We start from the raw sequence: 14,400 nt of genomic DNA on the forward strand, positions 1-14,400 counted from the left end.
GTGTCACGGCCACCCGCCGCGTTCGGCTCGGCGCGCCGTCTCGGCTTCTGCCGCGCCGGCGTGCCCGTGACAGGCGTCGCGGTGGGCACGCTCGGCGAGACGACCGGAACGCCGGACGGACGGCGCGCGCCGGTGATCGCGATCAGCGTGTGGTCACCGGGACGCACCTCGACCCCATCGACCTCGACACCGGCCTTGCGTGCCATCGCCTCGACCTCGCGGCGCTCGTCGTCCATCACGAGCGTGACGACCACACCGTCCTCTCCGGCTCGTGCGGTGCGCCCGGCCCGGTGCAGGTAGGCCTTCGGTTCGGGGGGCGGATCGACGTGCACGACAAGCGAGATCCCGTCGATGTGGATGCCGCGCGCGGCGACGTCGGTGGTGACCAGCACCGGTACCGAGCCGTCGGCGAAGGCGGCGAGGGTCCGGGTCCGGTTGTTCTGCGCCTTGCCGCCGTGCAGCGCGCCCGCGGCGATACCTGCGCCGCGCAACTGTTTGGCGAGCCGGTCGGCGCCGTGCTTGGTGCGGACGAACATGATGGTGAGCCCGTCGCGGGCGGCGATCTCGGTGGCGACCGCCCGCTTGGCCACTTTGTCCCGTACGTACAGCAGATGGTGCGACATTGTGGCGACCGCCGCCGACGGCGGCGCGGTGGAGTGCGTGACCGGTGCGTGCAAGTAGCGCTTGACCAGCTTGTCGACATCGCCGTCCAGGGTGGCGGAGAACAGCAGGCGCTGACCGTCGCGCGGGGTGCGGTCCAGCAGCTTGGTCACCTGGGGCAGAAAGCCCATGTCGGCCATGTGGTCGGCCTCGTCCAGCGCGGTGATCGCCACGTCGGACAGGTCGGCGGCGCCTTGCGCGATCAGGTCGGCGAGCCGTCCCGGTGTGGCGATGAGCAGATCGACGCCGCGAGCGAGCCGGTCGGCCTGCCGTTTGATCGGTGTGCCGCCGACCACCGAGGCCAGACGCAGGCCGAGTGCGAGGGCCACGGCGTCGAGCGCCCGCTCGATCTGCGCGGCCAGTTCGCGGGTCGGCACCAGTACGAGTCCGCGTGGCCTGCCCGGCTTTGCCGGGGCGCCCGCCAGGCGGGTGAGCATGGGAAGGCCGAAGGCCAGGGTCTTGCCGGAACCGGTGGGGCCGCGCCCGAGCACGTCTTTGGCGGCCAAGACGTCCGGCACCGTGGCGGCCTGGATCGGAAACGGCGTCTCGATGCCGTCGCGTCGCAGTGCCTGCACGAGCACGGCGGGCAGGCCCAGGTCCGCGAAGGTCACGGTGGCCGCCGCGGCGACGGTGGTCGAGGGGGTCACGGGGTAGAAGTGCCTTTCGTCGCACAGCGTGTTCAACGCGGAACACGCTGTTCGGTGGGATCGAGAGCGGTGCACGGTGCTGTTCACCGCGCTGCGGCGCGGCGATGACGCGCCAGCGGCCGAGAGGGGTGCGGCCGACCGGGAGGCCGGGCCGAACGTCCAGGATACGTGGCCGCGGGTCAGCTGTGGAACAGCCGGCTCAGTTCCACGAGCCAAGGGACGGCCACGGCCTGCGTCGGCACCACCAGGATGGCGGCCGAGGCAAGGTAAGCGGCGGTGGCGACGCGCATGTCGCCGATCCGGTCGCTGAGCCGCTGGATGCGGATGAGCGTGGTGGGTCCGCCCGCGGCGAGGGCGCCCTGGGGCGCGGTGGACTTCGCGCACGCGACGAGGGCCCGGGCCAGCGGCTTGGGGCCGGTGACCTTCACGGCGGAATCGTCGGCGAGCAGTTCGATGAGCAGTTTCACCGAGCCGAGCGCCGCCTTGCTGCGCACCACCCGGGGGAAGGCCTCGTGCACTGCGGTGAACGCTTCCAACACCAGGTCGTGCCTGGCCCGCAGGTGTGAACGCTCATGGCTGACGATCGCGGTGATCTCGGCGTCGGGCAGTTTACTCAGCGTGCCTTCGCTGAGTACGACGCGCTGGCGCAGACCCGGCAGGCAATAGGCGATCGGCTCGGTGGCGGCCAGTACCCGGATGTCGGCCGCGCGCCGGCGCGGACCGCTCTGGTCGAGCAGATCGACGAGCATCCGGTGGCGCGCCCGCCGCCTGCGGGTGTGCACGCCGACCCGGATGATCGCGTAGATGAGTCGTGCGCCGATCAGCAACGTGAGCGCGAATACGAACACGTACGCCGACCACAGCGGCAGGCCGAGCGCGTCGATCTCGCGAGTCGGTGCGGTGGTCGGACGACCGTCCGGGCCGGGCACGAGCAATTGGGCAGCGATGGCCAGACCGGAGCCGAACGCGCTGAGCACAGCGGCGAGCGCGATGGCCTGCCAGAGCACGAGCGCGGCGCGGGGCGTCCGATAGGTCCAGGTCGCCCGGCTGAGCAAGGCCGGGGCAGGCCCCGCGAGAAGCAAAGCGAGTCCGGCGAAGACCGGCGCGGTTGCGTTCATCGACTCAGCTCACTGCGTTGTGGGGCCAGGGCGCCCGAGGAGCCTACACCGGCGGCGCCGAGTCCTCCTCGGTTGTTTCGAGCTTAGCGAGTGCTTCGCGCAAGGCGGCAGCCTCGTCCTTACCGACCTGTTCCACGAAGTGGACCAGGGCCGCGGCGCGACTGCCCGCTTCGTCGGCCTGTTGCAGTGCGTCGACCATCAGACTGGCCACGAGCTCGTCGCGGGTGTGCACCGGCGCGTAGCGGTGCGCGCGGTCGTCGCGCCGCTGGACGACGAGGTTCTTTTTCGCCAGGCGCTGCAGCACGGTCATGACCGTGGTGTACGCGAGCTCACGGCGTGCGGCGAGCGCCTCGTGCACCTGCCGGACCGTCTGTGGTTCGTCGGCCGACCACAACTGGTCCATGACCGCTTTCTCGAGTTCACCAAGACCTGCCATTCCACAATCTTAGGTACTCCACGACGCGATGCGTACTACAGGGTGTCGTAACTATCGAGTAGCTTGTGTGGTATTTCTCATAGCCGCGAATCCGGGCGCCGTCGCGGCGTCGGGACCGCCTGGCTTGCCCCGCACATGCCTGGCGCCGATCGGCACGATCATCGGGCGGCCCGACACCGGGTCCTCCAGCACCGCGGCGTCCAGTTCGAAGACCTCACGCAGCAGTTCGACGGACATCACCTCGGCTGGGGCGCCGCTGGCGACTACCCGGCCGGCGTGCATGACCACCAGTTGGTCGCTGTAGCGGATCGCGAGGTTGAGGTCGTGCAGCACCATGACCACGGTGCGTCCGAGGTCGGCGTGCAGCCGGTCGACCAGGTCCAGCACTTCGATCGAGTGGGCCAGATCAAGGTAGGTGGTCGGTTCGTCGAGCAGCAGGATGTCGGTGCCCTGGGCCAGGGCCATGGAGATCCAGGCGCGCTGTCGCTGTCCACCGGACAGTTCGTCCAGCGCGCGATCCGCCAGATCGGTGATCCCGGTGTGCTCGAGTGCGGTGGTCAGCTCGAATTCGTCCGCGGCCGACCACTGCCGGAACCAGGATTGGTGCGGATGGCGACCCCGTGCGACGAGATCGGCGACGGTGAGTCCTTCCGGGGCGATCGGCGATTGTGCAAGCACGCCGATCACGCGGGCTACGTCCTTGGTTCGCATTGTCGAAATAGCCTTGCCATCCAACAGGACTCGGCCTTCTCGGGGACGCAGCAGGCGGCCGAGGGAGCGCAGCAGCGTGGACTTTCCGCAGCCGTTGGGCCCGATCACCGTGGTGATCACGCCGGGCAGGATGTCCAGACTCAACTCCTCGACGATCACCCGTTCGCCGTAGCCGAGGGTGACGCCATCGGCGCTGAGCCGGCGTTGCGGCGTCGGCTTCCGCATGGTGTCGGGGGTGGGGTCCACGATCGTCACGACAGCGTCGCCTTCCGGTTCATGCGAACGAGCAGATACAGCAGGAATGGACCACCGAGAACCGCGGTCACGACACCGACCGGCAACTCGACCGGGAACACCGTGCGCGATGCGGCATCCGCGCCGATCACCAGGATCGAGCCGATCAGGGCTGCGCCCACGAGCGGTTCGCCGGGCGTGCTCAGCAGGCGGCGGGCGATCTGCGGTGCGGTGAGCGCGACGAAGCCGACCGGCCCGGCCGCCGCGGTGGCCACCGACGCGGCGACCACCGCAGCGCCGATCAGCACTGCCTGCTGCGCCTGGATCCGTACGCCGAGCGCGCGCGTGGTCTCGGCGCCGAAGCGCAGTGCGGCCAGTGTGCGAGCGGAGCCGAGCGCGATGACGGCGGCGACGGCCGCGCCGATCGCCGTGGACGCCGAATGCGCGGAGTCGGCCGAATTCAACGATCCGTTCAGCCACAGTTGCGCGCGCTGGGCGTCCGCGAGGCTTGCGCGGGTGAGCAGCGAGCTTATGCCCGCCAACAGCAGTGCGTTCACACCGACGCCGATCAGCACCAGTCGCAGCCCCGTGACCCCGTGCGTTCCGGTGGGACTGCGCCCCCAGGCGAGCACATATATGGCCACTGCGGTGAGCAGGCCACCGGCCAGCGCGGCCAACGGCGTGCCCACCGAGATGGCCAGTCCGGTGCTCGCCCCGCCGCCGGCGACCAGTGCGGCGACCGCGCCAAGGCTCGCGCCGGAGGTGACACCCAGCATGTCCGGGGCAGCCAATGGGTTGTGCAGGATGGACTGGGTGATCGCCCCGGACAGGCCGAGCGCGAACCCGACCACCAGTGCGGTGAGCACGCGCGGCAGCCGCGACTCGAGCACAATGAACCGTTGGGCCTTCGTACCGCCGCCGGCCAGCACGTCCAGCACCCGCCCGAGTGGCAGGCGTGACTCGCCGACCGCGAGGTCGAGGCACAGTAGCCCGAGTACGATCGCGGCGAGCAGCGCGACGATCAGAACCATGGTCGGTCGCAGCGCCACCGAGATCGGCCCGACCCGCAGAGCCGGCCGCGTGCTCGTGGTCGACAGCGAAATCGTCACCGGATCACCAGCTTTCGCGATACCGGCGCCACCGTCTCGACGCCCCGAAGTGGTCACGGGATCACCAGCTTCCGGCGGCGAACGAACACGAGGAACAACGGCGCTCCCAGCACGGCGAGCATCACTCCGACCTCCAGCTCGCCGGGGCGGACGACCAGGCGGCCGATGATGTCGGCAACCAGTAGCAGCAGCGCGCCGACGAGGCCGGAACAAGGGACAAGCCGGCGATAGTCCGGCCCGGTGACCATGCGCGCCAGATACGGGACGGCGAGGCCGAGGAACGCGATCGGCCCCACCGCCGCCGTCGCCGATCCCGCCAGCAGCACGACGGCCGCCAGTCCCAGCGCCCGGCTGCGGCCGATGTGCACGCCCAGCCCGCGCGCGACCTCGTCGCCGAGACCGATCAGATTCAGTCCCGGCGCCGCGATGACCGCGAGGAAGGCGCCGGCCGTCAGGAACGGAAGTACCTGCCAGAACACCGTGGCGTCGCGGCCCGCGACCGTGCCGACCACCCAGAATCGGTAGGTGTCAAGGGCGGCGGCGTCGAACAGCACGAGGGCGTTCGTCATCGCCTGCAGGAATGCGGTCACCGCCGCGCCCGCGAGCACCAGACTGAGCGGGCTCGCCTTCCCGCCGCCCACGGCCGAGGCTCCGAACACGACGACCCCGGCCAGCAGTGCTCCGGCGAACGCGAACCAGATGTACTGCTCCGGCGCGCTGAACCCGAACAGATAAACACTCAGGGCCGCGAGAAAGGCCGCGCCCGAGTTCAGGCCGAGCAACCCCGCGTCGGCCAAGGGGTTGCGGGTGTAGCCCTGGATAAGTGCTCCCGCGATGCCCAGCGCCGCACCGCAGACCAGCGCGAGCGCGGTTCGAGGCAGGCGCAGCCCGCGCACGATCTGTTCTTCGGTGAAGCCGGCCGCGCAGGTGAAGGGGCCGCCCGAGCAGGTAACCGCGTGATGCACGGCGTCATACACGGTTCCCGGCGCGAGCGAGCGTGCGCCGACCGCGATACCGGCCACGACGGCGAGCAGCAGCGCGGCGGCGGTGAGAAGCCCGGAGATACGACGCCGTCTCACGGTGGCAAGGAAGGTCACGACGGCGAACTGCTCCTGAAATCAGCGGGTACGATTGCGAAGTCTGGTAAGCCTAACCTATCTTCGCTGTCGAAGTGCGCGACCGGAAGCCTGTCGCGCATCGCGACGGGGCCGATCCCCGAGGAGGTTCGATGACCGAGCTCATCACCATGCCCCAACGATCGACGGTGGCGTTCGGACGCGCCGGTGCCCGGCTCCGCACGCTGCAACCGGAGCATCCGCAGGTCTACGCCGTGGCCGCGATGGCTGAGCAGGGCAAGCGGCGCTGGTGGCGACTGTCGGACGGCGTGCGCGAGGGCCGCGTCGAACTCATGTACCGGCGTCATGCGGCGGAGATGATCAGCGCGGATATCGCAGCGGAAGTGGTTGCGACAGCGCTGATTCACGCGATTGTCGGCCGGGTGGTCGCATTGCTGGTCACCCAGGAGCGTGCGTGGGATCCGGGACTGGAGAACCTTTGGATGCACACCGACAACGACGGTGGCATCGATTGGGCGGGCTTGTCGGACACGACGATTCGTGTGATCGATGGCGATCCGTTCGCGGGCGAGGCGGGGGTGGTCGTCCTGCCCTGCGCGGAGGCGATGTATGTCTGGCTCGCGCACCGCTGTGCGTCCGCGCTGACGGTCGTCCAGGAGGGCATGGTGCGCTGCTCCGGATTGAGTCGCCGCCGGTTCTGGTCGCTTGTCGTCGAATCTATCGCGGGCACCTCGGCATATGTACCGGATCTCGCGCGGACGGATTCGGTCGTCGGGGCGCAGCGGGGTCGACGGCTGCTGGCGGCCATGGCCGAACGCGGCCTCCCGGTGCGCCGATCAACAGGTTGCATAGTTAGGTAAGCCTACCTATACTTGAGCTCGGTGTACGGATCGTCGGAGAGTCCCGAGGGCTGCGGTGACCCCCGATCCTTTGCCGCGACGGGCCCCGCCTACTGGTGGGGCCTGTCGCTCTGTTCCCATCTGACAGGCGGATAAGGCCGCTGCGTCGATCGTCGGCCACTATGCGACAGTGGATGCATGACAAAGCAGGAGAATCGGCAGGTCGGCTGGCTGTCGGACGTCACGCCCGAGCAGATGAACGAATACAGCGAGGGCACCTTCGCCGACTTGATCGGCCTGCGCTTCACCGAGCTGTCCCCGGACCGCGTGCGCGGCGAGTGGGTCGTCAAACCGCACCTCTACCAGCCCGCGGGCATCCAGAACGGCGGCGTGTACTGCACCGTCATCGAAACGCTCGCCAGCACCGGGGCCGGGGCCTGGTTCGGCGACCAGGGCACCGTGGTCGGCGTCAACAACAACACCGACTTCCTCCGCGCGGTACACGAAGGCACGCTGACCGGCGAGGCGACCCCGCTGCATCGCGGCAGGCTCCAGCAGTTGTGGCAGGTCGTCATCACCGATGAACAGGACCGCACCGTCGCGCGCGGCCAGGTGCGCTTGCAAAATCTGCCGCACCGCGGCTGAACCCGCTCATCCGGCGGGAATGGAACAGGCGCGCTGGCCCGCCGCCGCGCAGTTCGGCGGGCCAGGTGTCCGAGCGCTACTGCTGAAGAACGGATAAGACGTTGCCTGCGGGGTCGGTGAACCAGGCGATCAGCGGACCGCCGCCGCGGTGGATTCCCTTCTGGTCCTGGTCGGCGAATTCGTACCGCTCGAACCGCACATCGCGGCGCAGGAGGTCGTCAACGGCCGCGTCGATGTCGGGGACCGGAAAGTTCAATATCGTGAATGTCGCGGGGGTGTGGTCCGGCTTCGGGTAGACCAGGACCGTGTTCCCGCCGCCGAGGTGCAACTGGAGCATCCCATTCTCTTCGGAGACTCGCAGGCCCAACGTATCGGCGTAGAACGTTTTGGCCGCCTCGATGTCGTCCACCGAGAAGCCACTGAACGCGTTGCTGTCGGTAAGCATCATCAGGCCCTCTCGGTCATCGTCCTATCGGTCATCGCTCTCTCGGTCATCTCAGCCCGGTGTTGCGGGCTCAGCTGAATGAGTTGGACGTAATTCCCATCGGGGTCGATCGCGGTGGCGAACAGGCTGCCGTCGCGGTCGTCGAGTTCGGCGAGCCAGCGCCCTTCGAGGTCGTCGATCCGTCCGGCGACCGTCTCGGCGTCGTCCACGTCGATGTTCAGGATCACCCGACCCGGTTCGGGATTCGTGTCCCTGACGTCGGCACGGCTGTCGATCAGGATGTAGAAGCCACCGAAGTCCAGGACATCGTGACCGGGGTCACCCGGCGTTCGGCCGACCTTCGGTGCGAATGCGTGGGCATACCAGTCGCGCAGACGGGCCGGGTTGGTACTGGACAACAACAGGCTGACGATTCTGGGTGTAGTCATACCGGTACAGACGCCATGCGAATGGCAAACTCATCGGCGCTACCCCATCGACGCGCAGTGCGACTCTGGCCTGCCGGCTTATACCGATCTCCGGTTGTCAGCTGTATTCCGAATTGCTTACGCGAAGCAACGATATGCATGCCGGAATTACGCCACCGACATCGAGTCCAGCGTCAATAGGCGATGAAGAGAATTTCGTCGCGGGTGTATTCATGGCCGGGGTGTTTGTCCGCCAGGTGGGCCTGCGTCTTCTCGACGAGCTCGTCCTCGTCGACGCCGGTGATGTGGTCGCCGCAGGGGCAGCTGAGCCTGGTCTTCATGTCGCCTCATTCAGTCGCTGGTACATCCAACGCCGCCGATCGTGATCCATTGGTGCTGGAGCCGGTGCTCCTCGACAGCGTGGCTATCCGAGTCTACCAACGCTCGGCTTTTGCTCGAGGCATCGCAAATGCCCTGTCGGACAGGGCTGTTCGAGGACCACCACGTCGACGACGGAAACCCGGCTTAGCTTGCCGGCCGGCATTCGGCCACCGGCGCCACTGCAGCCGGGCGGGTCTGAAGACGATCGCCCGGTGGTAGCGCGCCGGCGGGGATCGCACGGAGTCGCCGAGGTGGAACGCGACTGATCAGCGGGTGCGGAATGCGTCCCGGGGCAGGAATCGGCGGTGGTGGGGGCGGGTCCGGTCGGCCCAGAGGGGATTGGCTTCGTCTCGGCGATAGACCGGGAGTTGCCCCGCGATGGCGAAGCGCAGGCGAGTAGCTTTGCCGACCACCTCGCCGTCGGTGGCCAGCGTCTCCGGCGTGGGTAGCTGCACAGACAGTTCGGGCAGCCGGCGCTCGCCGTAGACCTTGCTCCGCCCGATGGCGGCCAGTAGGAGCGCGAGCACCGCGCGGGTGCGCGACCAGCGCAGATCGGCACGCAGCCAGCGTAGGTCGAGCAGTCCTGAGTCGAGCCGGTTACGGAACGCGGGAACGGCACCGTGCGGGTGGTAGGGACCGTTGCCGATGAAAAGGAACCACACCCGCCGCCAGTGCCCATCGAGGTGGATCTCGATCGGTTCGGCGCGGTGCAGGGTGAGCACGAGCGCCGCGGCGAACGCGGGCCACTTGCCCCACCGCGGCTGCCACTTCTCCCGCAGCCGCACCAGGTCCGGATAGGCGCCGAGGCTGGCGGTGTTGAGCACATATCGAGTGCGTGAGCCGGTTTCGTCGCCGTATTCGACGCTGGCGATATCGACCGCGACCGCCTCGCCGGCCCCGGTGGCGTCGATCACCTCGCGCAGATCGTAGACGCCGAGGTCGCGGGCGAAGTGGTTCAGTGTGCCAGTGGGGATGACGACCAGCGGCAAGGCGTGGCGCAGTGCGATGGCGGCCACGGCGGCCACCGTGCCGTCGCCCCCGGCGACGCCCACGGCAAGGACCGGCTCGGTGTGCTCGGCGAGGGCTCGCTCGAGTTGTTCGGTGCAGTCGAGATCGCGTTCGGCGCGCAGCACGGTGGCGGCGGGCAGTGCGGCGATGACATCGGCCGTGGGATCATAGTTCGGATCGCCGGAGCTGGGATTCACCACGACCACCAGCCCTTTGCCTCCTGCGAGGGTAGGTACCCCGCGGACCGGGCGGGCTTGTGCCTCGTCGGACTCGCGCACCGGCCACCATCGCCGGGTGGCCAGTGCGACACCGGAACCAACCGCGGCCCCGACGAGTACGTCGGAACTCCAGTGCACGCCGGTGTGCACCCGCGAGTAGGCGACAGCGGCGGCCAACGGGGCGACCACCAGGGCGGTGCGTGGACTTTCCATCGCCACGGCCGTGGCGAACGCCGCGGCGCAGGCGGCGTGCCCCGAGGGGAAGGACGAGGACGTCGGGGTAGCCGCCAATCGCCGGTGGACGGGCATGAGCTCGGCGGCCGGTCGACGTCGCGCGATGAGTGTCTTGAGCCCAGCGTTGACGGTGAGACTTGCGCCGGCGACGGAGATGACACCGCGCAGTGCGGCCCGCCGCGTTGCGCCCTGACGGGTGGACAGCACGACCGCGACGATCAGCCAGAGCCCACTGTAATCAGCGCTGCTGGTCAGACGCAGTAGACCGCGGTCGACCACCGAGGCCGGCAACTGGGCGACCGCACCCCCGATCGCTCGATCGAATCGCCCGATTCCGTAGAACTTCCGGCGCACCCAGCTACTCACCTGCTCGAGATTACCGGTCGCCGAATATGCTTTCGCAAACGAATCGGCGCAGGGTATCGGTACCGGCCCGACGGTGGGTGGGCTTGCGTTGCGCCCCGGCTCGACGGAGGTCTCGTCGCCATGAGACGAGCCCGCGTTCGCCGGCTCGCCGGGTGCGGGTTCGCCCGCCGCGAGCCGTTCGGCAACACACGTGCCGCCGCACTCGGCGCGCGTCCGACGCGGAACCGTCGACACACGCACGGATGGTCGAAAAACATTGCCGCACCACAAGTCTCGTCGGCCGTGACACTCAGATTTCCGGCAGGTGGCGCGCTGTCGAATACTTGGTCATCTGATTGACGTACCCGGGCCGCGGGTTTTCTAATGATGGATGGCGCAATTCGTGCGTGTATCGACCGACGAAACGAGGTGAGCGGCAGATGCCGGATGACAGAATCGACGGCTGCCGCCGGACCGTCGTCGCGGAACTGGTTGCGCCGAAGCGTCGTTGATCTACTGGATGCGATCGATGGCTGGGCAGTTCCGGCCTGATCGCCTGGCGCAGCACGGAATTCCACAGTCGTCACTCGCGGACGTGGGGTAGCTACCCCTGCCCCGGTGGTACATGCGGCGCGATCGGCAGTGCTCGATGCGGCCGGTCTGGTGTGCCCATCCTCGGCGGGGGAAGGGCGTACTTCCCCGAACGATAGTAAGTATTGGAGCCCTCGCTATGGCCACATTGGTCGAAAGAACTGAAACTTTGTATCGCGCACCGAATCCGGCGCTGCGGGCGGTCTGCTACGCGGATCCGCAATGGCTGGTCGGCTGCTGGTCCGGTTCGACTTTCTCGGGACGCAGCCGATGACGACCTTTCTCGACGCCGTGACCGCTGACCACTTCGACACCGAAGTGCTCCAGCAGCATTGGATTCCCCTAGCGAGGCAGGACATCGACACCGCGGCCGTGCTGCGGGAGCGGCTCGGCGTCGACTTCGCCCTCGCGGGCGACCAGGTCTGGGAGACGGACGAATTTCTCTATTTCCCAGTGGTCGCCGACCACCAGCGTGGCGAGGCCGTCGAACGCGAGACCATCGTCTTCGCGCTCGGTAGTGAGTTCCTCGTGACGCTGCAACCAGCCGAACATTTCGTCCCGTTCGACAAGGCGGTCGCGAAGATGCGCCGCACCCCAGCACTCACCGGCTCCGCGCAGGGAGTGATGTACGCGCTGCTCTGGGCGTTGAACGAGACGTCGGAGCAGGTGATCCACGCCACGGGTGTGGCATTGGCGGCGGTGCGCGAGGAGATCGAGACGATCATCGACGGCTGCGACAAACGTGGCGGTGAGATCGGCGCCGCCGAGCTGTGCGGCACGATGTCGCGGATGAATGCGGCCGAGCAGATCGTCTCGCGCATCCAGGTGACCCAACTGCAACTGGCCCGCGCCGCGCGCCACCTGACTGCGCACACTCCGCCGGAAGGTCGCGAGCTGGACGGGTTGATCAGCACTCTCATCGAGGACATCGACGGGGTGCGACAGCACGCGGCTGTCCAGCACGACAAGGTCCGCTATCTCCAGCAATCCGTGCTGACGCGGTCGCAGATGCAGCAGAACCAGAGTGTCAAGGCGCTCATCACCATCACCGCGGTCTTCCTGCCGCCCACTCTGATCGCCGCCCTGTACGCCTGGATGCCCGAAACGCACTGGCGGTACGGGTTCCCGGCCGCGTCTTTGATGATCGTGCTGGCCGTGGTACTCCCGTTGTACTACGTCAAGAAGAAAGGCTGGCTGCACTGAGTCGTACGGTGTCCGGAGTCGGTACCTTGCGCGTACTCGGCGCGGGACTGCGGCCGTCCTGGTAGTGATCAGTCGATCGGAGAGCTCCGGAATCGACGGACGAAATCCCGGTGCATCCGCGGCTGCGCAGGCGACACGCCCGGTCCACCGCAGTTCGGTTGCGCCTGCGGCGAACGCGGTGCGCCCTGCGTGTGCCGGGGGCATGCTGGACAGAGTGGTGTAATTCCGGCAAACAGGGTGGTGGTCGGCGTGGACAACGCCGCTATGGATGCCTATTCCCGCACGGTGATCGCAGTGGCGGCATCGGTGACGCCGCACGTGGCCAGCGTGTGGACCAGGCGGGGGCATGGCTCGGCGGTGGTGTTCACCGACGATGGGTTTCTGCTGACCAACGCGCACGTCGTCGGATCGGATCACGCGGGTGAGGCCGTTTTCGCCGACGGAGTGGAATCCCGGTTCGAGGTGATCGGCATCGACCCGCTGTCGGATCTGGCGGTGTTGCGCGCCCGTGGCGGCGCGCCGGACGCGGTGACGCTCGGGGACGCCGATCACCTGGTGGTCGGTCAGCTGGTGGTGGCGGTGGGCAGTCCGCTCGGCCTGGCCGGTTCGGTCACCGCCGGGGTGGTGAGCGCGCTCGGCCGCGCCGTTCCGGTCGCCTCGCGCCGCGCCGGCCGGGTGATCGAGGACGTCATCCAGACCGACGCCGCGCTCAACCCCGGCAACTCCGGTGGCGCATTGTCGGATTCGGCGGGCCGGGTGGTCGGGATCAACACCGCGGTCGCCGGAATCGGACTCGGCCTCGCCATCCCGATCAACGCGACGACCCGCCGGATCATCGACACACTGCGCCGTGCGGGACGGGTCCGGCGCGCCTACCTCGGGCTGGTCGGTGTGCCCGCGCCATTGCCCCAGCCGCTCGCCGAAAGCGCCGGCCAGGCCGCCGGGGTGCGCATTGTCGAGGTGGTTCGCGGTGGCCCCGCCGACCAGGCCGGACTGCGCCGCGGGGATCTCGTGCTCAGCGTGGGGCGCTCGCAAGTGCGTGACGCGCAGGGGATCCAGCGGCAGCTGTTCGCGGCGGCGATCGGCGTGCAGCTGCCGGTGACGGTGCTGCGTAACGGGGCGATGGTGGACGTGATCGCGGTCCCGGTGGAACTGGCCGCGGATTGAGCGCCGCCTAGTCGGCGACCGGCACGGGCTCGGCGGGCGCGACCGGCGCGGTCCGCCACCGTGCGTCGACGAGCAGACCGGCGAGGCCGAGCGCGAGACAGACACCCGAAAGCGCCAGCGTCGCCGGATGTGCCGACCCCGTGAGCGCGTCACCGACGATGACGGTGCTGATCGTGCCGGGCAGTACGCCCAGCACCGTCGCGATCAGATACGGCCAGAACCGGACCGAGGACAGCCCGCAGCAGTAGTTGATCACCGAGAACGGTACCGCCGCGATGAGCCGCAGCGAGCCGACAGCCAGCCAGCCCCGGCGCGCCAGCCGGGCATCGATGGAGCGCACGGCGGGATGAGTGAGCCGGGCGGCGACTCGATCGCGGTCCAGCATGCGCACCAGCAGTATCGCCAGCGCGGCACTGACGGTCGTCGCACTCACCGCGAGTACGACCCCTAGCAGCGGACCGAACAGCAATCCCGCGCTGATGGTGAACACGGTGCGGGGGATCGGCGCGACCGTCACCAACGCATGGACCAGGAAGAACAGTATGGGGAAGGCCGGACCGACCGACGTCGCCCACTCCTGGATCCGGTGTGGACTCGGTAGCGGTACCAGTAGTGCGGCGCCGAACAACGCGACAGCGGCGACGATCAGCGCGACGATACGTGGGTCACGGCTCAGCCTGGTCACGACCGAGCCTCGCGGGAGCTCAGCTGCGCCGTTCCCGTTGGTGCTGTGTGCGATTGATCCCTCGCCGCGCTCGGTCACCGCGACAGGTTACCGGTTGGTAGTGGCGGGCAGGATCAACCGGCCGGGAATCCGCCCGCTAGCATCGGGGAAACGGGACGAATGCTCGTTAACCGAAGTAGTCGCTGAGCAGGGTGAATGAGAGTGCTTCGGAGGTGCTCCGCCGGTGCGCCTGTTAAGGAAA

Annotated in this window: 15 protein-coding genes; 4 read left to right on the plus strand and 11 right to left on the minus strand. The window is 68.4% G+C overall.

The features are described 5' to 3' along the window. From ACT86A_RS24985 to ACT86A_RS25010, 6 genes are all read right to left on the minus strand, one after another. Positions 1–1,307, minus strand: a 1,307-nt coding sequence (locus tag ACT86A_RS24985; RefSeq protein ID WP_445094654.1) for a DEAD/DEAH box helicase, incomplete at its 3' end; no start/stop codon positions are given. 179 nt (positions 1,308–1,486) lie between these two features. Then, positions 1,487–2,425, minus strand: a complete 939-nt coding sequence (locus tag ACT86A_RS24990; protein WP_445094655.1) for a M56 family metallopeptidase — start codon at positions 2,423–2,425, stop codon at positions 1,487–1,489. Between the two features lie 43 nt (positions 2,426–2,468). Next, positions 2,469–2,861, minus strand: coding sequence for a BlaI/MecI/CopY family transcriptional regulator (locus tag ACT86A_RS24995; RefSeq protein ID WP_445094656.1), 393 nt, complete (start codon positions 2,859–2,861; stop codon positions 2,469–2,471). Positions 2,862–2,912: 51 nt separating this feature from the next. Continuing rightward, positions 2,913–3,797 carry an ABC transporter ATP-binding protein gene (locus tag ACT86A_RS25000; protein WP_445094712.1) on the minus strand — a complete coding sequence of 295 codons (885 nt, stop codon included), beginning with the start codon at positions 3,795–3,797 and terminating at the stop codon, positions 2,913–2,915. A 26-nt stretch (positions 3,798–3,823) separates the two neighbouring features. Then, a complete protein-coding gene (locus ACT86A_RS25005) occupies positions 3,824–4,972 on the minus strand; it encodes a FecCD family ABC transporter permease (RefSeq protein WP_445094657.1) in 1,149 nt (382 codons plus the stop codon). Then, positions 4,969–6,012 (minus strand): FecCD family ABC transporter permease, encoded by a 1,044-nt coding sequence (locus ACT86A_RS25010; protein ID WP_445094658.1) that lies wholly within the window; start codon positions 6,010–6,012, stop codon positions 4,969–4,971. Before ACT86A_RS25010 ends, ACT86A_RS25005 begins: the two co-directional genes overlap by 4 nt. A gap of 131 nt (positions 6,013–6,143) precedes the next feature. Here ACT86A_RS25010 and ACT86A_RS25015 point away from each other — a divergent pair, with 131 nt between their 5' ends. Both ACT86A_RS25015 and ACT86A_RS25020 read left to right on the plus strand, forming a co-directional pair. Then, positions 6,144–6,851 (plus strand): hypothetical protein, encoded by a 708-nt coding sequence (locus ACT86A_RS25015; RefSeq protein WP_445094659.1) that lies wholly within the window; start codon positions 6,144–6,146, stop codon positions 6,849–6,851. Positions 6,852–7,085: 234 nt separating this feature from the next. Further along, positions 7,086–7,475: a PaaI family thioesterase gene (locus ACT86A_RS25020; RefSeq protein WP_445094713.1), complete on the plus strand. Its 390-nt coding sequence runs from the start codon at positions 7,086–7,088 to the stop codon at positions 7,473–7,475. 76 nt (positions 7,476–7,551) lie between these two features. On the opposite strand, the gene ACT86A_RS25025 is transcribed toward ACT86A_RS25020, so the two are convergent. The 4 genes from ACT86A_RS25025 to ACT86A_RS25040 form a co-directional block, all read right to left on the minus strand. Next, positions 7,552–7,920 (minus strand): VOC family protein, encoded by a 369-nt coding sequence (locus ACT86A_RS25025; protein ID WP_445094714.1) that lies wholly within the window; start codon positions 7,918–7,920, stop codon positions 7,552–7,554. Between the two features lie 2 nt (positions 7,921–7,922). Continuing rightward, complete coding sequence (locus ACT86A_RS25030; protein WP_445094660.1) at positions 7,923–8,348, minus strand: VOC family protein; 426 nt, start codon at positions 8,346–8,348, stop codon at positions 7,923–7,925. A gap of 173 nt (positions 8,349–8,521) precedes the next feature. After that, positions 8,522–8,668 (minus strand): DUF1059 domain-containing protein, encoded by a 147-nt coding sequence (locus tag ACT86A_RS25035; RefSeq protein WP_445094661.1) that lies wholly within the window; start codon positions 8,666–8,668, stop codon positions 8,522–8,524. Between the two features lie 306 nt (positions 8,669–8,974). Continuing rightward, entirely contained in the window at positions 8,975–10,534 is a 1,560-nt protein-coding gene (locus ACT86A_RS25040; RefSeq protein WP_445094662.1) for a bifunctional phosphatase PAP2/diacylglycerol kinase family protein, read from the minus strand. Positions 10,535–11,326: 792 nt separating this feature from the next. Here ACT86A_RS25040 and ACT86A_RS25045 point away from each other — a divergent pair. Both ACT86A_RS25045 and ACT86A_RS25050 read left to right on the plus strand, forming a co-directional pair. Further along, entirely contained in the window at positions 11,327–12,307 is a 981-nt protein-coding gene (locus ACT86A_RS25045; protein ID WP_445094663.1) for a magnesium transporter CorA family protein, read from the plus strand. A 264-nt stretch (positions 12,308–12,571) separates the two neighbouring features. Next, positions 12,572–13,474 carry a S1C family serine protease gene (locus ACT86A_RS25050; protein ID WP_445094715.1) on the plus strand — a complete coding sequence of 301 codons (903 nt, stop codon included), beginning with the start codon at positions 12,572–12,574 and terminating at the stop codon, positions 13,472–13,474. 7 nt (positions 13,475–13,481) lie between these two features. On the opposite strand, the gene ACT86A_RS25055 is transcribed toward ACT86A_RS25050, so the two are convergent. Continuing rightward, a complete protein-coding gene (locus ACT86A_RS25055) occupies positions 13,482–14,159 on the minus strand; it encodes a TVP38/TMEM64 family protein (protein ID WP_445094664.1) in 678 nt (225 codons plus the stop codon). Between the last annotated feature and the right edge of the window lie 241 nt (positions 14,160–14,400).

The sequence above is a fragment of the Nocardia glycosmidis genome (assembly GCF_052545115.1).

Coding starts and splice junctions, on each gene's coding strand:
- ACT86A_RS24990 (WP_445094655.1), bottom strand. CDS start 2,425: ATGAACGCAACCGCGCCGGTCTTCGCCGGACTCGCTTTGCTTCTCGCG.
- ACT86A_RS24995 (WP_445094656.1), bottom strand. CDS start 2,861: ATGGCAGGTCTTGGTGAACTCGAGAAAGCGGTCATGGACCAGTTGTGG.
- ACT86A_RS25000 (WP_445094712.1), bottom strand. CDS start 3,797: ATGCGGAAGCCGACGCCGCAACGCCGGCTCAGCGCCGATGGCGTCACC.
- ACT86A_RS25015 (WP_445094659.1), top strand. CDS start 6,144: ATGACCGAGCTCATCACCATGCCCCAACGATCGACGGTGGCGTTCGGA.
- ACT86A_RS25020 (WP_445094713.1), top strand. CDS start 7,086: ATGAACGAATACAGCGAGGGCACCTTCGCCGACTTGATCGGCCTGCGC.
- ACT86A_RS25025 (WP_445094714.1), bottom strand. CDS start 7,920: ATGCTTACCGACAGCAACGCGTTCAGTGGCTTCTCGGTGGACGACATC.
- ACT86A_RS25030 (WP_445094660.1), bottom strand. CDS start 8,348: ATGACTACACCCAGAATCGTCAGCCTGTTGTTGTCCAGTACCAACCCG.
- ACT86A_RS25035 (WP_445094661.1), bottom strand. CDS start 8,668: ATGAAGACCAGGCTCAGCTGCCCCTGCGGCGACCACATCACCGGCGTC.
- ACT86A_RS25045 (WP_445094663.1), top strand. CDS start 11,327: ATGGCTGGTCGGCTGCTGGTCCGGTTCGACTTTCTCGGGACGCAGCCG.
- ACT86A_RS25050 (WP_445094715.1), top strand. CDS start 12,572: ATGGATGCCTATTCCCGCACGGTGATCGCAGTGGCGGCATCGGTGACG.